This is a genomic window from Pseudomonas cedrina subsp. cedrina (genome assembly GCF_001983175.1).
GTDB classification, from domain to species: Bacteria; Pseudomonadota; Gammaproteobacteria; order Pseudomonadales; family Pseudomonadaceae; genus Aquipseudomonas; species Aquipseudomonas cedrina.
The window spans coordinates 212,914-230,806 of record NZ_MNPW01000008.1 but is presented as its reverse complement, the minus strand read 5'-3'; the positions used below and the strand labels follow the sequence as shown (position 1 = coordinate 230,806).

14 protein-coding genes are annotated in these 17,893 nt (G+C 61.4%); 4 read left to right on the top strand and 10 right to left on the bottom strand.

All coding sequences use genetic code 11. The features are described 5' to 3' along the window. Positions 1-16: 16 nt before the first annotated feature. The 6 genes from BLL36_RS18360 to BLL36_RS18335 all read right to left on the bottom strand — a co-directional run bounded on the left by BLL36_RS18360 (position 17) and on the right by BLL36_RS18335 (position 7,037). Positions 17-1,144: a baeRF3 domain-containing protein gene (locus tag BLL36_RS18360; RefSeq protein ID WP_076952756.1), complete on the bottom strand. Its 1,128-nt coding sequence runs from the start codon at positions 1,142-1,144 to the stop codon at positions 17-19. A gap of 11 nt (positions 1,145-1,155) precedes the next feature. Then, positions 1,156-1,581, bottom strand: a complete 426-nt coding sequence (locus BLL36_RS18355; protein WP_076952755.1) for an HPF/RaiA family ribosome-associated protein — start codon at positions 1,579-1,581, stop codon at positions 1,156-1,158. Positions 1,582-1,730: 149 nt separating this feature from the next. Further along, on the bottom strand, positions 1,731-3,491 hold the full coding sequence (locus BLL36_RS18350; protein ID WP_076952754.1) for an ABC transporter ATP-binding protein: 1,761 nt from the start codon (positions 3,489-3,491) through the stop codon (positions 1,731-1,733). Beyond that, on the bottom strand, positions 3,488-4,690 hold the full coding sequence (locus BLL36_RS18345) for a glycoside hydrolase family 1 protein (protein ID WP_076952753.1): 1,203 nt from the start codon (positions 4,688-4,690) through the stop codon (positions 3,488-3,490). Before BLL36_RS18345 ends, BLL36_RS18350 begins: the two co-directional genes overlap by 4 nt. Then, complete coding sequence (gene glf, locus BLL36_RS18340; protein WP_090220079.1) at positions 4,687-5,880, bottom strand: UDP-galactopyranose mutase; 1,194 nt, start codon at positions 5,878-5,880, stop codon at positions 4,687-4,689. Before glf ends, BLL36_RS18345 begins: the two co-directional genes overlap by 4 nt. Then, positions 5,868-7,037 (bottom strand): glycosyltransferase family 1 protein, encoded by a 1,170-nt coding sequence (locus tag BLL36_RS18335; RefSeq protein ID WP_083735298.1) that lies wholly within the window; start codon positions 7,035-7,037, stop codon positions 5,868-5,870. The genes glf and BLL36_RS18335 overlap by 13 nt, the downstream gene beginning before the upstream one ends. Before the next feature lie 311 nt (positions 7,038-7,348). On the opposite strand from BLL36_RS18335, the gene galE reads away from it, so the two are divergent. Further along, entirely contained in the window at positions 7,349-8,374 is a 1,026-nt protein-coding gene (gene galE / locus BLL36_RS18330; RefSeq protein WP_076952752.1) for a UDP-glucose 4-epimerase GalE, read from the top strand. 295 nt (positions 8,375-8,669) lie between these two features. Here the strand turns inward: galE and BLL36_RS18325 are convergent, their stop codons facing one another. From BLL36_RS18325 to BLL36_RS18315, 3 genes are all read right to left on the bottom strand, one after another. After that, positions 8,670-11,078, bottom strand: a complete 2,409-nt coding sequence (locus BLL36_RS18325; RefSeq protein WP_076952751.1) for a TonB-dependent siderophore receptor — start codon at positions 11,076-11,078, stop codon at positions 8,670-8,672. 108 nt (positions 11,079-11,186) lie between these two features. After that, entirely contained in the window at positions 11,187-12,155 is a 969-nt protein-coding gene (locus tag BLL36_RS18320; RefSeq protein WP_076952750.1) for a DUF4880 domain-containing protein, read from the bottom strand. Further along, positions 12,152-12,661: a sigma-70 family RNA polymerase sigma factor gene (locus BLL36_RS18315; protein ID WP_076952749.1), complete on the bottom strand. Its 510-nt coding sequence runs from the start codon at positions 12,659-12,661 to the stop codon at positions 12,152-12,154. The genes BLL36_RS18320 and BLL36_RS18315 overlap by 4 nt, the downstream gene beginning before the upstream one ends. Positions 12,662-12,827: 166 nt before the next feature. On the opposite strand from BLL36_RS18315, the gene BLL36_RS18310 reads away from it, so the two are divergent. Both BLL36_RS18310 and BLL36_RS18305 read left to right on the top strand, forming a co-directional pair. Further along, on the top strand, positions 12,828-13,853 hold the full coding sequence (locus BLL36_RS18310) for a hypothetical protein (RefSeq protein WP_076952748.1): 1,026 nt from the start codon (positions 12,828-12,830) through the stop codon (positions 13,851-13,853). A 114-nt stretch (positions 13,854-13,967) separates the two neighbouring features. Further along, positions 13,968-15,401 (top strand): ArnT family glycosyltransferase, encoded by a 1,434-nt coding sequence (locus BLL36_RS18305; RefSeq protein ID WP_076952747.1) that lies wholly within the window; start codon positions 13,968-13,970, stop codon positions 15,399-15,401. Between the two features lie 15 nt (positions 15,402-15,416). On the opposite strand, the gene BLL36_RS18300 is transcribed toward BLL36_RS18305, so the two are convergent. Beyond that, positions 15,417-15,905, bottom strand: a complete 489-nt coding sequence (locus BLL36_RS18300; RefSeq protein WP_076952746.1) for a TIGR00645 family protein — start codon at positions 15,903-15,905, stop codon at positions 15,417-15,419. A 163-nt stretch (positions 15,906-16,068) separates the two neighbouring features. Here BLL36_RS18300 and BLL36_RS18295 point away from each other — a divergent pair, with 163 nt between their 5' ends. Then, the gene (locus tag BLL36_RS18295) at positions 16,069-17,892 is read left to right on the top strand and encodes a hypothetical protein (RefSeq protein ID WP_083735297.1); all 1,824 of its coding nucleotides are present in this window, start codon (positions 16,069-16,071) and stop codon (positions 17,890-17,892) included. The last annotated feature ends 1 nt before the right edge of the window (position 17,893 follow it).

Here is a 17,893-nt window from a genome sequence, read left to right as displayed (position 1 = left end):
TAAAAGCCCGTGCGCCTCAGTAACGCAATACAGCCGCCGCGCGGGTGTCGGTGGGCATTGAGCGCTCGGCAGGCACCACCACCACTTCGCCGCCCTGGCGGATAACGGCCAGGATCAACTCGTCCAGCGCAGCGTCTTCCTCGGCGACCTGGGCGCCTGGCTCACTGCCGTCAGCCTCCACCAGCAACAACGCCACCCGGCCTTCCAGCGTCGCATGCTCGATGTCTACCAGCCGCGAGGCATAAAGCCGCTGCCCTACGGCCACGCCAAATCGATCAAACGCGGTGTTCAGCGAATCCTCATAGCGCTTGCTCATCACCGCGGTGCAGGCCTGCGCCAACTCGGCTGGCGAGAGCGTGGCGGGGTCTTTACGCACACCGTCGGCCAGCAGGAAGGGGTTGTGACTGAGCGCCCTGAACACGGCCTGGTTCTCGGGCAGCGCCACCAGCACCAACGGCAGTTTGCAGACGCGCGAACAGTGCTCGGTGATCGCTTTGTCGACGGCACGGAAGAACCGTTCGCGGTCCAGGTTCACTTCGTCCTGCTTACCGCCGCCGCCCGACTCATGCATCATCGGATCGCCGCGCTCGCCCGCGCCGCTGAACCCGTCGGGGTGGCCTTGCTGGTCACGGGAGGTCAGTTGATCGCCCAAGGCATCGGCCTGGGAGGTGGGCACCGCCTCCGGCAATTCGACTTGCTGCAGTGTCTGCGCGGCGCCCTCGTAAACCCGCACGCTGTCCCGCGTCAGGCACAGCGCCTGGTAGCGTTCGGTCATCGGCGCCTGGCGCAGCAACGGCCTGAGGTAGGGGTGGCGGTTGACGATGGCGGTTTCTTGAACCGGCCGGTGCAACCCCACCACCAGAAAATGCTCGGCGCCGCCAAAGATCGCGATCGAAGGCGGGCAGCTATTCCAGAATTCGGTGTCGGCCACCAGGTCATGAAACGGTGCAAGCAGCGTCTCGGCCTGCGCCTGATCAGCCAGCAGGCCTTCGAGGTCTTTGATGAGGTTCTTCAAGCGAATCGGGTTTTGCGTGCGTTCGGGGAACGTCTGCTGGGCGGGCATGTAGACACTCAGGTTGGTGCGATCCGCCAGGCCCAGAAGCGTGTTCAGGGTGTCGCGGGTAAAGGTTTGAACGTGGACCATGGGAAGCCTCCTCAGTGTTTGTCCAGATCAGCTTGCCTGGCCAGGAAATCGTCTTCGAGCAGCGCGTCGATCTGCGTCGGCGATTCTTCCTGGACCGGGGGCGCCGTCAGATGCCCGGTGGATTCGACTTTGGGCGACAAGCGTCCCATCAGATGTTCCAGCGCGTGGTGGATTTTGCGAGCGGCGCCAGCGACGGCCAGCTCCAGGCTTTCCGCCTGATGCGTAACGGACAACGAGCTGTGGCCCTTGGGGCGCACTTCGATCTGGCATCGTTTGTCTTGCGGACCGGACTTCTGCGCATTCACGTCGCCCACGTGGATTTCCACACGCGTCAGCACCGAGCTGTAGCGCTCCAGCTCGTCCACCACCGTACTGCCTACCCACGCCTGAAGATCGGCACTGCCTTCGATATGATTACTGTCTACCTGTACCAGCATGGTCAATTCCTCTTCTGTCCTGAAAAGTAGGTTCGCCCCAAGGGCGTCAACGGCTATGTAAGGTTCGAACCGAGGCTATTCTCACGCGTTCGTTCGGCAAACGGCGCAGGCCGATCAACGGCGTACTCCGCTCCGAGCACGCTCAGGCATCAGTGATCCTGGACCATCGTCTGCATCTGCCAGAGCGTGCGGAAACGTCCCTGGCGGCGACGCAGTTCATCGGGTGCGCCGTCCTGAACCACCTTCCCCTCTTCCAGCACCAGCACCCGGTCGAAGCTGGCGATGGTCGAGAGGCGGTGAGCCACCGCAAGTACCGTCCTGCCGCGCATCAGGTCCATCAGCGCGCACTGGATGATGGCCTCGGAATCGGAATCCAGTGCGGAGGTCGCCTCGTCGAGGATCAAGATTGGCGCGTTCTTCAGGAACGCCCGCGCCAGCCCCAGGCGCTGGCGTTGCCCGCCGGAAAGCGTCACGCCACGTTCCCCCACCAGCGTGTGATAACCATCGGGCAGCGCCTGCACGAACTCATCGCAGTAGGCTCGCCGGGCCGCTTCAATAATCTGTTGCTCGGTCGCGCGCGGTTGGCCGTAGCCGATGTTTTCCAGGATGCTGCGATTGAACAGCGCAGGCTCCTGGGGCACCACGGCGATCTGTCGGCGCAAGCTGTCCTGGCTGACCGAGCGGATGTCCCGGTCGTCGATCAGGATCACGCCGCTGTGCACGTCGTCCAGGCGTTGCAGCAAGCTGAGCAGCGTGGATTTTCCCGAGCCCGAGGTACCGGCAATCCCGACGCTCTGGCCCGCAGGAATGTCCAGGAATAAATGGTTGAACACCTGGCGCCCGCCGGGGTACGCATAGCTGACGTCCAGCAATTTGATGCTGCCCCGGGTCGGTGCGAGTTCTTCCGGCGCATCGCTGAGTTCGTGCGGCTGCGCGATGATGCCGAGCGTTTCGGTGATGACGCCCATCTGCTGGCTGGCTTCCACCAGCGCCAGCGCCAATTCGCGCGAGCCGTGGAGGATACGAAACGTCAACGCGCTGACCATGACCACATCGCCCGCCGTAACCTGGCCCTGGCGCCACAGCAGGATCGCCCAGCCCAACATTGACCCGGCCATGATGGACAGGCAGATATCGTGGAGCACACGTGCCTTTTCCAGGTAGATCCAACTGCGCCGATGCGCGCCCGCCTCGACGCCGATCTCCCGCTCCAGCCTGACGCGCTCGCGCTCGCGCCCGGAGAACGCCTTGATCGTCCAGACATTGGACACCAGGTCGACAATCTCGCCCCCGACCCGCGCCGACTGTGAGGCGAAGGCGATATGCCGGTTCCTGCCACGCACGCCGACCACAGTGATCAACGCGGCCACCAGCACCACACAAGCGATCAGGGCCAATGCCATTGAGCCGCGCACGGCGAACAACACCACGACGGCACCGATAAAATCCACGCACGGCGGTACGATGCGCCAGGCCAGGCCGCCGTATACCGTGTTGGCGGCGGCACCGGCCGCCGACACTCGATTAGCCAGCGAGCCGGCGAAATGCCGGTTGAAATAGCGCATCGGATGGCCGGTCAGGTGATGAAAAAGGTCAACGCGCAGGTCGGCGCAACTGCCCACCACGGTATGACAGCCGACCCAACCGCCCAACCGCCACAGCACGTTTTCCAACACGATCAACCCAATGAACAGACTGAACGCATGCCACACCTGGTCGGCCTGCGACTCTCCGGCCATGGCGTCCACCAGCAACTTCATGCCGTACTGCACCGCCACCGCGCAGCAGGCCGCGCCGATCACCAGTGACAACATCGCGCTGAAATGCAGCGGGCGCACCCTCACGTAGCGCCATAAAAACGCGCTGGCTGTCGCCGGCAAAGGCTCGTCGCGCAGGCGCTGGAAGATCATGTGCGCAGCCTCTGCGCCCGCCTTGCATCAAGCTCGCGCAAGCGTGCCTCGATACGCTCGGGCAGGGCTTTTAGCTGCAAGTGCAACGGGTGGAAGGGCGCGCGTTCGCCCTCTCCGTCGGCGTAGCCGAACACGCCGGTGGGGCAATAACGGCCATCATCCCAGCCGGGGTAATCGAGAAACGGGTACCAACAAATGCCTTGCACCGGCACTCCCCGTTCCAGCGCCATCAGCACCTGGTCCACGACATAGATCAACCAGGGCAAACGTTCCTCGTCCTCCGCTCCGGTCTCGGAGATCAGCAGCGGCCGCTGGTAGCGTTGGTGCAACTCTTTGAGCATACCGGCGAGCGGGCGGTAATCCGACTCACCCAGCGCAATGCGCCCGCCGTGGAAATACCACTGGTTATGCGGGTAGAAATTCGCGCCGATGATATCCAGGTAATCCTCCTGCCCGCCCAGGCCGGGCCACTGGCGCCCGATCAGCATGTCCCAGGCCTCGAATTGGGCCACCCGGTAGCGTTCGGCGTTTTCAATGTCCTCGCTACGCTGCGACTCGGAGACCACATTGATCAGCGGGTCGCACTGCACGAAACGCGCAGCCGGCGCGCGTTCGCGAATCGCCTCGATCGCGGCGATGCTGGCGCGCACCAACTGGTGCTTGAGCTCCTGGCCGCGCCCGTGGGCATTGGGGTTGAAATAACCGACGTCGCCCCCCGCCCAGCTCCAGAACGATATCTCGTTGACCGGCGAATAGAACGGAACGCTGATGCCTTCATCCGCCATCAGCCCCGCCACCGCGCCGGCAAAACGTGCGAACCGGTCGACAAACGACGGGCGCCAGACGTCCAGGTCATCCGGATACCCGTAGTGGCAAAGGTCCCAGATCACTTGCACCCCGTGATCGCGCGCAGCCCTGAGCATCGGCAGGAAACTGCTCCAGTCGTAGCGCCCCGGGCTGCGCTCGATCAAGTGCCAACGCAGGCCGTCACGGGCGCAACGCACATTCAGGCCCGCCAGTTGCGCGTAGTCCTTGTGTGCCCAGCGCGCGTGCCCGGTGTCGGCCAGCAAGTCCAGGCGCCGACCATCCTGGCGGCGCTGGCTGGAGCACTCGTAGCCCGCCATCACGAAGCTGTTGAAGAGCGCGTGATGACCGCGCTCGCGGGGCTCCCTTTGGCTCTGCTCCGGCGGCGTGCTCATAACGCATCGAGCCCGGCTGCAACGGTGGCTTCACTGCTCGCGGCCTCAATGTCGCGGTACAACGCAAGCGCCTGGCCCACCACCTGGTCCATGTTGTAGTACTTGTAAGTACCCAGGCGCCCGAGAAACGTCACATTCGGCGTCTGCTCCGCGAGGGCCTTGTAACGCTTGTACAGCTCGACGTTTTCGGCGCGTGGCACCGGGTAATAAGGGTCGCCCTCATCGCAGGGAAACTCGCGAGTAATGCTGGTGCAGGGGTGGACCTGACCGGTCAGGTGCTTGTACTCGGTGATGCGCGTGTAGGGCACCTCCGGGTCCGGGAAGTTGACCACCGCCACCGGCTGATAGCGCTCCTGCTCGAGCGTCTGGTGCTCGAACCGCAACGAACGGTAGGGCAAGCGCCCCAACTGGAAGTCAAAGTACTCGTCGATCGGGCCGCAATAGATCACGTGGTTGAATTTCACCTCATCGCGCACGGCCTTGAAGTCGGTGTCCAGCAGCACGTCGATCCGGGGGTGATCGATCATCTGCTCGAACATGCGCGTGTAGCCATCGCGGGGCATCATCTGGAAGGTGTCGGTGAAATAGCGGTCGTCTTCATTGGTGCGCGTCGGGATGCGCGAGGTCACCGACTTGTCCAGCGCGGAAGGGTCCAGGCCCCATTGCTTGCGGGTGTAGCCACGGAAGAACTTCTCGTAGAGCGTGCGCCCGATCTGATTGACCACCACGTCCTCCGACGTGCGAATCGTGGCCACCGGTTCCGCGCGCTCGGCCAGGAACACCTCGGCTTGCTCGGACGTCATCGACAAACCGTACAGTTTGTTAAGCGTGGTGAGATTGATGGGGATCGGCACCAATTGCCCATCGACCTGCGCCAGCACACGGTGCTCATAGGGCCGCCACTCGGTAAAGCGCGACAAGTAGTCGACGATCCGCTGCGCGTTGGTGTGGAAGATATGCGGACCGTAACGATGCACCAGCACCCCCGCCGCATCCGGGTGATCGTATGCGTTGCCGGCGATATGCGCGCGTCGGTCGATCAGCAGCACGTTGCGCCCCAGCCCCTGGGCCAGCCGTTCGGCGATGACGCTGCCGGCAAACCCGGCGCCGACGACCAGGTAGTCATAGACCCCGCGCCCGGGTTGGCAGGACGGTCCGGACTTGGCGGTTTCAAGGTTTATCTGAGGCATTCGATCTGCTCCTTCATAAAGCGGCACGTGTTATCCCAGGACATCCCCTCAAGCGCCGCATCGGCGCGTTTCAGGAAGTCGGGCGTACCTTTGAGGCGCAGCGCGCCTTCGATGGCGCTGACAAACGCGTCGGCGGTGTCGGCGATAAATACGGCACCGCTTTGGCCGTAGCCATTGACCACATCGCGTATCGGCGTCGAGACCACGGGACAGCCGCCGGCCAGGTACTCAGGGGTCTTGGTGGGGCTGATGAAACGGGTGGACTCATTGAGCGCGAACGGCATCAGGGCCACGTCCCAGCCGCTCAGGTAAGCCGGCAATTCGGCGTATTGCCGCCCGCCCAGATAATGAATATTGGGGCGTCGCGGCAGGGTCTGCGGATCGATCTTGACCACCGGCCCAACCAGTACGATCTGCCAGTCGGGACGCTGCGCCGCCACGCGGTCCACCAGTTCGATGTCGAAGCGCTCATCGATCACACCGAAAAAGCCCAGGCGTGGCCGCGCGATCGGCGCCTGGTCGGCAGGGTCCGCCAAGGCGTTTCGCGCCTGCGCAAAATGCCCAATGTCGACGCTGCTAGGCACCGGGTGCGCATTGCCGTGCTGGTGCTGCTTGACCTCCCAGAGGCTGAAACCGCCGGTGAACACCACGTCGGCCTTGTCCATGAGCAGCCGCTCCATGTCCACCAGCCGTGCGGGCGCGCCCTTGAACGCAGACAGCTCATCCATGCAGTCGAACACCGTGACCCGCGCCTGGAGGTGGTCGGTAAACGTCAGGCTCATGGGCGTGAAATACCAGAGCAGGAGATCACCTTGCAGGACCTCGGCAAGACGCTCATCCAGCAACCGTCGCTGCGCCTCGATCATCGCCTGCTCACTCAGGCCCTCGGGCAAGTGCGGAACAACCACCTGGATGCCTGCAGACGGGCTCGACGTCTCAAGCCAAGAAGGCTCGCCACCGCCCACGACCGGTTCTTCGAAGAAGATCACGTCGTAGTCTTTCGCCAGGCGCGACATCACATGCTGCGGACGCTGGTAGACGAACCCCCAGCGCAAATGGGACAGGCACACCAGCGTCGGACGGGCCTGGCTGGGGGTTTCAACAGGGCTTAGCCCACTCACTTGGGCAAACTGCCCGGGCTGTTCTGCAAGGTTCATATCAACGTCCTTATCAAGCGAAAAGATGACGGCTCATGCATCGAGCCCCTTGGCCATACCGTGTCGATACGGCAAGTGCACGACAGCCCTTATCCAGGCCACTCGGCTCTTGAAGGTTGGAAGCACGGTCGTCGCGGGGCGTTCACCGCAAGAGTGAGCGAAGCCGATGAACTGCACATACCGGTCAGTCATCCGGTTTGAACTCCTCGTCAAAAGCGCCCCCTACCTTGAACAGTCAGCCGCGCAAACAGCGCTGACCGAACCGAGGAAACAGGCATCCGGCAGATGCCAGGGCGAACGAGGGCGAGCGCATGATCTTGATTACGGGCGGTGCGGGATATATCGGTGCGCACGTTGCATTGGAATGGATGGTCCGAGGCGAAGAGGTGTTGATACTGGACAACTTGTGCAATAGCCATCGCTCGGCGATCGACCGGATAAGCACCTTGGCGGGCAAGCGGCCGGGGTTCATTTATGGCGACGTGCGTAATCGACGTTTGCTCGACACGCTGCTGCGTGACTACCCCATCGATGCCGTGGTGCATTGCGCGGGTTTGAAAGCCGTGGGCGAAAGCGTGCGCGAGCCGTTGCGCTACTACGACACCAATGTCGGCGGCAGCGTGGTGCTTTGCCAGGCCATGGCACAGGCCGGCGTGTTCCGGCTGGTGTTCAGTTCATCCGCAACGGTGTATGGGGACTGCACCCGCATGCCGATCAACGAAGCGTGCGCCACCGGGCAACCGACCAACCCGTACGGGATGTCGAAGCTGATGTGTGAAAACGTCATGAAAAGCGTCGCCAGCTCCGACCCGCGCTGGTCGATAGGCCTGCTGCGCTACTTCAACCCGATCGGTGCCCATGCCTCCGGCTTGCTGGGCGAGGCGCCGACCAGCACACCGAACAATCTATTGCCCTATCTGCTTCAGGTTGCCAGCGGCGAGCGCCAAGCGTTGTCGGTTTACGGCCAGGACTACCCCACCCCGGACGGCACCGGCGTTCGCGATTACATCCACGTTGTGGACCTGGCCCTGGGTCATATCCGTGCGCTCGAAGCGTTGCGCGAACGCCGCGGCGTCAGTATCTGGAACCTGGGAACGGGGCGTGGGTATTCGGTGCTCGACGTAATCAACGCCTTTGAAAAAGTGAGCGGCGTCCGGATCCCCCTGAACTTCGAAGCGCGCCGCCCAGGCGACATAGCCTGCTGCTGGGCCGACCCGCAAAAGTCCATCGACGAGTTGGGCTGGCAAGCGCGCTATTCGTTGGAGCAAATGCTCGCCGATGCGTGGCGCTGGCAATGCAACCAGCGCGAGCATGAGGTGGTTCGGCAGGCGAATTGAAGCGCGTATTGGCGGGGGGGCATTGATTGTTGGTTCAGATCACACGGGAGTCAGCGCTGGAACAGAAGAAGATGTCGGAGGGCGTCTTCTTCTGGGCTTAACGCACGTGGGGCTGGGCTTCGGAATTTTCCTGCAAAACGTAACGCTGTTAGTGAACTGGCACGCTTCGACCGGGGCATAGTCTTCACCCGTCGCTGCAAAATCAGCGGGTTTAGCAGCTCCCAAGACACCCAGACCTTCCAGTAACAAAAAAGCCGAGGCGCATTCAGCGACTCGGCCTTTGCTGTCATACGCCTCAGAAATCCCAACGCGTCGTGACCATCACATTGCGCGGATCGCCGTAATACGCCGAGTCATAGAACCCGATATTGGTGTAGTACTTCTTATCGAACACGTTGTTGACGTTAAGCGTGGCCGACAGGTTATCGGTGAGCTGATAGCGTGCCATCACGTCAACCAGCCAGTACGGATCCTGGGTGAACTTTTCCGAGCGTCCTCCGCCCGGGTAGCCCCAGTTGCGCACGGTTTGCCAGCCTGCGCTCTGCCAGCGAGTGCCACCGCCGAGGGTGAGTTTGTCCAGACGGCCTTGGAGCTTGTAGCTGGTGTAGAACGTGACCTGATCCTCCGGTTCCCACGTCGCAACCTTCTTGCCATCCGCGTCGCGGGCGATCTTATGGGTGTAGCCGGCTTGCAACTGCCAGCCTGGAGCGAGTTCGCCGGATATCTCTGCTTCGTAGCCTTTGGTTTTGCTCTCGGTGCCCACGTATGCGTAATCAACGGCTGGCTGGGAGTTCCAGACAGCATCGGCGATCGGGCGATTGGTCTCATGTACCTCAAAGTAGGCGAGGCTGGCATTCAGGCGGCCATCGAAGAATTCGCCCTTGAGGCCTATCTCATAGTTTTTGCCTTCATCGGGTGCAAGCATGGTGTTGGTTCGATCGCGGTACTGGGTCTGCGGCTTGAAGATTTGCGTGTAGCTGGCGTAGGCGGTGAAATTATCGTTGAGGTCGTACGTCAGGCCAGCGTATGGCACCACCTTGCCGCTTTCTTCGGTGTCGCTGGTGCCAGTGACCTGGTAGTTGGCAACCCGCGTGCCCAGCAAAAGATGCAGCGCGTCGGTCAGGCTGAAGCGCCCGGTAACATAAGTGCCGGTCTGACGAGTGATTTCATCACTGAACCGAGAAGCCTTGCCCCACGCAGGTTCAACGGCTTCACCGTGCCAGTTGTAAAAATCGTAGGAATTGCCGAAGTAGACAGGATTACGGTAGTCCTTGCCCTTCCACCGAGAGCTCGATACCGACTGCCCGATCACCAGCTCATGCTCACGCCCCAACAGTTCAAAAGGCCCCGAGGCGTACACATCCAGGCTGTCGCTGGTGGTGTCGCCGGTGTATTTGGCCGCATAGATCGAACTGGCGGTGGCGGAATCCTGGGAGATGTAGCCCAGTGGCGCGTCATAGCCGTTGACCTGATGGTTGTACTGGCCTTTGGTGACCCAGCCGTTGTCGAAGCTGTGTTCCAGGGTGGCGAATACCGTGTGGCTGTATTGTTGCCATGAACCCCACTTGGGTCCGTTGTTGAACGAGCGCGGCAGGTCGAGCTTATTGCCGGTGGCGTCGAAGATGGTGCGGGTGCCGGTCCAGCTGGAGCCTTTGGGGTCGCTGTCTTGGTAGTCCGCACCCAGGGTCAGCAGGGTGTCCGGGGTCAGGTCGACTTCCAGAATGCCGTAGAGCACGCCGGTCTTGCGCGAGTAGTGATCGAGGAACGATTGCTTGTCCTGGTACGCTGCCACTGCGCGCCCCCGTACGTTGCCGGTTTCGGTCAAGGGGCCGCTGACGTCGACCTGGGAGCGGTAGTTGTCCCAGGACCCCGCGCCCAGTTCGATGCTGCTCTTGAACTCGGGTGTCGGTTTCTTGCGGATAAGGTTGATGGTGCCGCCCGGGCCTCCGGCGCCGGTAAGCAGGCCGGTAGCGCCCTTCAGCACCTCGACGCGGTCGTAGATCGCCATGTCAGTCATGGTCTGCCCTGCGGAATACTGAGCATCGCGCAGGGTAGGAATGCCGTCGTACTGGAAATTCTCGATGGAGAACCCGCGAGAATAGTAGTTGGTGCGCTCGGTGTCGTAGGTCGAGACGGTGATGCCCGGCGTATGGCGCATCACGTCATCGATGGATTTAAGGCCGAAGTCATCCATGACCTGGCGGGTCACCACTGAGATCGATTGCGGCGTTTCCCGTGGTGTCAGCACCAGGCGCGTAGCGGTGGCAATGGTGCCGGGTGTATATGAACCCGTACCTTCGGTGACAGTGCCCAGTTGGTTGGCGCTGACTTGGGTGATCTGCAATTGCACCTTGCCGTCCTGGGAACCCGGCTTGGCGACCACGCGATAACCACCCGGCTCACGCTCCGCCTGCAAACTCGCAGGGCCCAGCAGGCGTTCAAGGCCTTCATCCACAGAAAAACTGCCTTTAAGACCCTTGCTCTGAATGCCGGCCGCCAGCGCCGAATCAATGCCGATCATGACGCCCGCTTGCTGCCCGAAGGCACCCAACACGCGATCAAGGCTACCAGGTGAAATGTCATACGCCTGGGGCTGGGATTGTTCCTGGGCGGGCGCCGCAGTGGCGGCCATGACACTGTGGCTTGCGGTTGCCACCGTTAGACCGAGGATAACGGTGCGCAAAGCGCTGACGCGGCTGAGCATAAAGACTGTCCTGTCGTGAAAGGGTTGGATGGACGCTTTTTTCTGCGTCTTACCTGTCTTGATGCGCGAGATGGGAAAACCTGCCATGTGACGAACACTATTTTTCGGTCAGGCGGGCACGACCGTTGCCAGATAACCGAATACCCGGCGCACGCGCACGGGCAATACCTTGGCCAGCAGGTCGAGACTGGCGTCCGGCTGATCCAGCGAAAATGAGCCTGACACCTGCAAGCCCGCCACCGCAGGGTCGCAGCGCAGCACGCCACGCCGGTAGCGGTCGAGTTGCGACAGCACCTCGCCCAAGGGCATTCGCTCGGCGATCAACAGGCCTTGGGTCCAGGCGCTGGCGGCGGATGGCACGGCTGTCAACGGACCAACCTGAAGGCGGTTGAAGGCCAATTGCTGGCCGATGCCAATCAGGGTGCCGACACCGTGCAACGGTTCGACAGCGGCGCTGCCCGACAGCATCTGCACCTGTGTGCCATGCTGGCGAGGCAGGTCTTGGCTGATGATCATCCGCGACAGCGCTGCAGGCCGAACCCAGCCATCGTCTGTCTGGATCGCTGTGCCAGCACTTGCACCAGTGGCCAGCAACAGCCTGCCGAAGTTCAGTGTCAGGTGGACACCCTGGATATCCACAGCCGTGCGGGTGTCCAACTGCAACTCTCCAGAATCGGCCAGGCGCAGATGCCGCCTCTCTCCGGTGGCGGTGTGATAATCGCTGAACAGCTCCGGCAGCAGCACCCGCTCGCGCACGCTCAGACCAAGAGCGGTGGCCACGCCCAGGCCGGCGAAACCCTTGAGCACCGTGCGCCGCGACGGAACGCTACGTGCACGCAGCAATTGCCGGGCGCTGGGCGCCGGCAGAGTATGGGTGTTGAGGCGCATGTCGCGGCTGAGCCCCGCCAAACGCTGCCAGGCCAATTCATGTTGCGGGTTGTCGTTGCGCCATTGCTGGCAGGCGTACTGCTCGGCGGCGCCGCAGGTGCCCGACTGCAGGGCGACCATCCAGTTCAGGGCCTGGTCCAGCACGCCTTCGTCCAGAGGTTGATCATGGTTGGGTTTGAAACGGTTCATGCCGCGTACACCGCCAGGTAGCAGTGGCGATAGGCTTTGAGCATGGCTTTTTGCACCACATTCACGCTGAGGTCCATCCGCTCGGCGATCTGTGGATAAGTCAGGCCATCGAGCTGTGACAACAGGAAAATTTCGCGAACCTTGCTGCCCAGCCCGTCCAGCACCTGACCGACAGTGTCCAATGCCTCAAGCACGAGCAAGCGCATTTCCGGCGAGGGCATGTGCTCGGGCTCCAGGACCGTCAGCGAGTGCTCATAAGCTCGCTCCAGCGCCTGGCGACGGAAATATTGCCCGCATAAACGGCTGGCGACCGTGGTGAGATAAGCGCGAGGCTCGCGGAAAGTCGGTACGGTGCCGCTGCTCAAAATTCGTACGAATGTATCTTGAGCCAGGTCCAGGGCCTGCTCCTGCCCGACCAACTTACGTCGCAGCAACTGCACCACCCAGCCATGATGCTGAACGTAGAGTTCGCCCACGACATGATGGGCAGAAGAAGATGAAGCCATCGGTATGATATCCAGGGGACGGCGATGCAAAGGCACATATGATAATACTTCTCATTATGGACCAGTTAGAAGTTTCTTGCTCTGACCCGCTTCCGTTCCGCTTGGAGCGCGCCGCACTTCCCATTACCCTGACCCCCTCTATCAGACAACCGGAAGTCCGATACCCGTGCTCAAGCCACTTGCTGTACTCACACTCGCCTGCGCCCCACTGCTTGCAAACGCCGCCGACCTGGCCGGTGTCTGGAGGGGCACCTTGGGCAAGTCCGCGATCACCGTCTGTTTCAACGGCGCCCATGGAGCCAATGGCAGTTATTACTACCAGCGCATTCTCACGCCCATCCAGTTGACGCAGGCCAACGCCAGCGAACCGTGGGCCGAAGAAGGGCAAACCGGTTTCTGGCAGTTGGACGACCCTCAGGGTGACACGTTGACGGGGACCTGGAGCAAAACCCTGGGCGGTAAAAGCCTGGCGCTCAGGCTCAAACGCGCTGACACCGACGGCTGCGCCAGCGACGCCTATAACAACGCGCTTGAAGCGGTGCCGCCTGCGGTAAAGGTGGAGAAGAAGACGTTCGGCGAACATGCCTATCAAGTGAAAACCCAAGGCGGCCAGGTCATCCTGCAACTCGAAGGCGACGGCGCGGCCATCGACGAGGTCAACCGAGACCTTGCGCGCATGGCCATCAACCCGGACGGCCAGACCGAGTTCTACACCGAGCGGCGCAACGCTTTGGAGCAAAGCGGCGGTACCACCACGAGCGAGATCACGGTCGAGCCGTTTTATTGGTCATCGCACTGGATCACCGTGCGCTTCTACCGCTGGTCGGCCGGCTACGGACGCGGCGGCATCAGTTGGGGCCTGCACAGCTGGAACTTGCAGACCGGCGAACGCGTCGACCCCTGGACATGGCTGGGCGGCCAGCAGGAATGGGACAGCCCCTACTCCGGCCAGGTCAAACTGCCCGCCGCCTTCAGCGCCTGGCTGGCCAAGCAGACCAGCACCGACGAAGGATGCCCGGCCGTGACCAGCTATACGACGTTCGACTTGAGTTTCAACACCCAGGGCCTGCAACTCTCGACACCCGCCCAAGGCGACGGCTGTGACAACGAACTGAGCTTTACCTGGGAAGAACTGGAACCGGTGCTGACGGCGCAAGGCAAAGAGGCGGTGCCCAGCTTGAAAATGCCGTGACCCGCCTCTAAAAAATTCCCGATTCGTTCACGAAATGTTCAGAAGCACAGACAGATACTAGCCAACTGCAATGACCGTTACCCGGACGGTCCTCCTGCCTTGGTAGCCCCACCCATGACGCGTCCCGCTCCTCTGCTGCTCTTGCTTGCTGGCCTGCTGTTCTTTTTCGCCTTGGGTAACCACGAGTTGCAAGGCTCCACCGAAGCCCGCGTCGCCGGGATCGCCATGGCCATGCACCTGGACAATAACTGGGTGGTGCCCCAGTTGTTTCGTGAGCCCTTCCTGGAAAAACCGCCGCTGAGCCTGTGGATCGACGCAGGGGCCATTCGCCTGTTTGGCGGCACCACTTGGGCGGTGCGCCTGGCTTCGGCGTTTGCCGGTTTGTTCAGCGTGATGCTGTTGTACGCCATGCTGCGACGGTTTGGACGCCCGCAAACGCTGGCCTTCTGCGCGGCATTGATAATGGCGACCATGGCCAGTTACTGGAGCAATGTGCGCGGTGTGGGTGAAGATTCGTTGCTGACACTGGGCGTGACCGCCGCACTGCTGGCGTTCTACCAGGCCGTACGACCCGATCGCGAAGGCTCCAGCGCAGGCGCATGGGCGCTGTTTACCGTCGGGATGGCGATTGCCACGTTGAGCAAAGGGGTGCTGGGCCTGGCCATGCCTGGCATTGTGATTTTTGTGTACCTGGCCAGCACCAGCCTGATGGACAAGCGCGTGCACCTTGACGCCTGGCTCAAGCCTGCGCTGTTCACCCTGCTGGCATTGGTGCCGCTGGTGATCTGGCTGGGCTTCCTGTTCCAACGCGGTGGCATGCAGGCGGTGGCCGAAGTGTTGTTGACCAACAGCGTCGGACGGTTCAGCGGTTCGTTCGTCGAAGCGGGGCATTACGAGCCGTTCTATTACTACATCGCCAAGCTGCCAGAGGCCTTTCTGCCCTGGAACATCCTTGTGTACCTGGGCCTTTGGCACTTTCGAAAAAGCCTGGTGCGCAACCGCTACCGCCTGTTCTTCAGTGTCTGGCTGGTAGCGCAGTTCACCCTGCTGAGCCTGGCATCGAGCAAACGCACGGTGTACCTGATGGCACTGACACCGGCTGCCGCCGTATTGGCTGCGGAATTTTCGCGCGTGTTGCTGGCTTGGTTACAAGCGCACAAGCCCGCGTTGCACAAACACCACAAAACCCTGGTGGGCAGTGTGTTCACCCTGGCCGTGGCTTGCTACCTGATAGCGGCGTTCTGGTTCGCGCCCAAGGCGGATGCACGCCAGTCGTTCATACCCGTAATCAGCCAGGTTCAGGCGTTAAAGGATGAGGGCAAGGAGGTGGTGCTGTTCCAGCCCAACGAGCGCATCGCCGGGGCCAGTGTGTTTTACCTGCGGGCCTACCTGCCGATCCTGCAGACCGAGGCCCAGTTGCACGACTACCTGGCCGCCAAGCCCGGCAACATTGCGTTGCTGGACCATACCAACGGCTTGGCCACGCCGGTGAAAGTACTCAAGGAAATGTCGATCAACCGCCAGCCTTACTATTTTGTGGAACAGTAAGGCCGGCGCCGGGCCTCAATGCTTGGTGAGCTTGTCCAGGTAGCCCATGGCAAAGGCTGAAATCACGAAGGTCATGTGGATGATCACGTACCACATCAGGTGCTGGGGATCGACGTTCTTGGCGTCCATGAAGATGCGCAGCAGGTGGATGGACGAAATGGCCACGATGGAGGCCGCGACCTTCATCTTCAGTGATGAAGAATCCATGGTGCCGAGCCAGTTGAGCTTTTCTTTGTTTTCATCGATATCCAGCTGCGAGACGAAGTTTTCGTAGCCGGAAATCATCACCATCACCAGCAGGCCGCCGACCAAGGCCATGTCGATCAACGACAGCAGCAGCAGGATAACGTCCGCCTCCAGCATGGAAAATACATTGGGCAGGACATGGATGATCTCTTGGAAGAACTTCAGCGCCAGGATCAGCAAGCCCAGGGACAGCCCGAGGTAGATCGGCGCCAGCAGCCAGCGTGAGGCGTACATAGTGTTTTCGATAAAGCGTTCCATGGGATCTCACACAGCTTGGCTAGAAATGACGGCGAGTATACCAGCCGCTACAAGCCACCTGTAACCACGAGAAAACTGACCGGGGCGGCATCTGTGAGAGAATTTTTCTGCTAGTGTCGAGCCCAATAACTCGGCTCGATGACGTCGGACAGGAAAAACTCAGATGATGGATGTGCGATTCCCTTTGGCCGGTATCGGCCTGTGCACGGTATTGCTGCTGGCCGGCGGGTGCTCCCCCAGCGACGAGCAGAAGCAGGCCTCCCTCGAAGAGAAAACCGCAACGTTCGAACAGTCCCTCGACGGCATCCACGACCCCAAGCTGCGCGACGCCATCGCCGACCTCGGCGGTTCGCTGCTGTTACTGGAACGAGCGCGGACCAAGCTTGACAGCAAGCCCATCGAAACCGAATACGGCGAAGACGCCCTGGCCCTGCTCAAGCATTACCCCACGCCCCAGGCGCTGGTGGACACCTACATCAATGGCCTGTTTGTGCTGCGCAAGACCTCCCACTCCGATTACCTGACGGACCTGCAGCCGGTCTTCCCCTTCAATTTCGGTATGCCCGACTCATTTCCCTTCCCCCATGGCCTGGAATGGCAGTCGGTGACCTTGAGCAACAACAAAGTCATCCCCTCTCAGCCGGAATGGTCGGAAACCGATCCTGGCATCCAACTGAGCCCCAGCAGCTCCAACCTGACCAACCCCGACGACCTGACGGTGACCTACCCGTTCTTCGACGGCATCGAGACGGAAAACAAGAGCCAGCCACAGCCGGTCAGCCTCAAAGGCACGGTTGAAGTGGTTGCGCCGGGCAAGGTGTTGACATTCGAGCTGTCAAAACAGGACGAGGGCCACACGCGCACCGAAGGCAATATCACCCTCACCCTGGTGCATCTGGACAAAAACTACGCCGAAATCGAGATGACCAACAGCCTGCCACTGGCGCCGCAAGTGGGCGAGGAATCGCCTAACCCCCTGCTGGTACAGGCACGCGACAGCACGGGGCAATTCCTCACACGCTCTGGTTCAATCAACGAAAGCAGCGCACAGGTGGCGTTCTACGAGAAGCAATTGGCCGAGATGCAAAAGCAGGACGCATGGTCCGATGCGCTCGAAAAAAAGCTGGCCGACCAACAGAAAGCCTTCGAACACCAGCAGAGCAGTCATTACGCCAAGGTGTACTTCAACGGGCTGGTCGACAACCTGCAGGTCAACGTGCTGGATTTTTCCACCGCTACGCTGACCCGCAAGGACCTCGACCTGCCGGTACTGCGCTTCGACAAGAACAGCCTGCAGCCAACCGTGCAGGCGTTACCGATGCCGGTCACCGTCTATGACGATGGCGCCGCCAGTTGGCTCAAAGGCGCGAGCATGACCGAAGAGCAGCTTAAAAACAGCGTCACCATCAGCCAGTCGGTGGAAGACGCCAGCGCCGCGCACATCGCGTTCGACCACCCGTTCACCTTCAACGACGACCTGATAGGCAGCGAGCGCACCAGCAGTGAGTCACCGGTGACCTTCTTCACCGCAGACGAAAAAGGCGAACGCGGCGAGCCGATCGAGCTGCCGACCGAAGCCTTCGAACTGAACCCCACGCGCGGCACCCTCACCTACGACCTGAACCTGTTTCCGGAAGACCCGGCGTTCGTAGTGGGCTCGATTCCGCTGTATCTGGCGACCATCGAGAAGGGCGAGATAGACGTAGCCAAGCTGCCCAAGGGGCTATCGCTCAAGGACAACGCGCTGATCGTCGACCAGAAGGAATTCCCCGCCGACAGCTGGCGCTTCTACGCCAAAGACGCCAGTGGCAACTACCTCAAGGAAATTCTCGGGGTCAGCCACCGTGCCGAGGAGTACGGCACGGCGATGTTTGACGTGCATTACTTCTACGGCCAGCCGACATCCCTGGAAAGCTATCAGCGCACCGATCTGAACACCGTGCAATACGGCTTCGAAGTCAAGCTGGACAAGCCCGAGAGCAAATAAA

What these genes read in the sequence shown, in the direction of transcription:
- BLL36_RS18320 (WP_076952750.1), bottom strand. Translation starts at nt 12,155, where the DNA reads ATGAACCGTTTCAAACCCAACCATGATCAACCTCTGGACGAAGGCGTG.
- BLL36_RS18355 (WP_076952755.1), bottom strand. Translation starts at nt 1,581, where the DNA reads ATGCTGGTACAGGTAGACAGTAATCATATCGAAGGCAGTGCCGATCTT.
- BLL36_RS18360 (WP_076952756.1), bottom strand. Translation starts at nt 1,144, where the DNA reads ATGGTCCACGTTCAAACCTTTACCCGCGACACCCTGAACACGCTTCTG.
- glf (WP_090220079.1), bottom strand. Translation starts at nt 5,880, where the DNA reads ATGCCTCAGATAAACCTTGAAACCGCCAAGTCCGGACCGTCCTGCCAA.
- BLL36_RS18325 (WP_076952751.1), bottom strand. Translation starts at nt 11,078, where the DNA reads ATGCTCAGCCGCGTCAGCGCTTTGCGCACCGTTATCCTCGGTCTAACG.
- BLL36_RS18315 (WP_076952749.1), bottom strand. Translation starts at nt 12,661, where the DNA reads ATGGCTTCATCTTCTTCTGCCCATCATGTCGTGGGCGAACTCTACGTT.
- BLL36_RS18350 (WP_076952754.1), bottom strand. Translation starts at nt 3,491, where the DNA reads ATGATCTTCCAGCGCCTGCGCGACGAGCCTTTGCCGGCGACAGCCAGC.
- galE (WP_076952752.1), top strand. Translation starts at nt 7,349, where the DNA reads ATGATCTTGATTACGGGCGGTGCGGGATATATCGGTGCGCACGTTGCA.
- BLL36_RS18345 (WP_076952753.1), bottom strand. Translation starts at nt 4,690, where the DNA reads ATGAGCACGCCGCCGGAGCAGAGCCAAAGGGAGCCCCGCGAGCGCGGT.
- BLL36_RS18295 (WP_083735297.1), top strand. Translation starts at nt 16,069, where the DNA reads ATGATGGATGTGCGATTCCCTTTGGCCGGTATCGGCCTGTGCACGGTA.
- BLL36_RS18335 (WP_083735298.1), bottom strand. Translation starts at nt 7,037, where the DNA reads ATGAACCTTGCAGAACAGCCCGGGCAGTTTGCCCAAGTGAGTGGGCTA.
- BLL36_RS18300 (WP_076952746.1), bottom strand. Translation starts at nt 15,905, where the DNA reads ATGGAACGCTTTATCGAAAACACTATGTACGCCTCACGCTGGCTGCTG.
- BLL36_RS18305 (WP_076952747.1), top strand. Translation starts at nt 13,968, where the DNA reads ATGACGCGTCCCGCTCCTCTGCTGCTCTTGCTTGCTGGCCTGCTGTTC.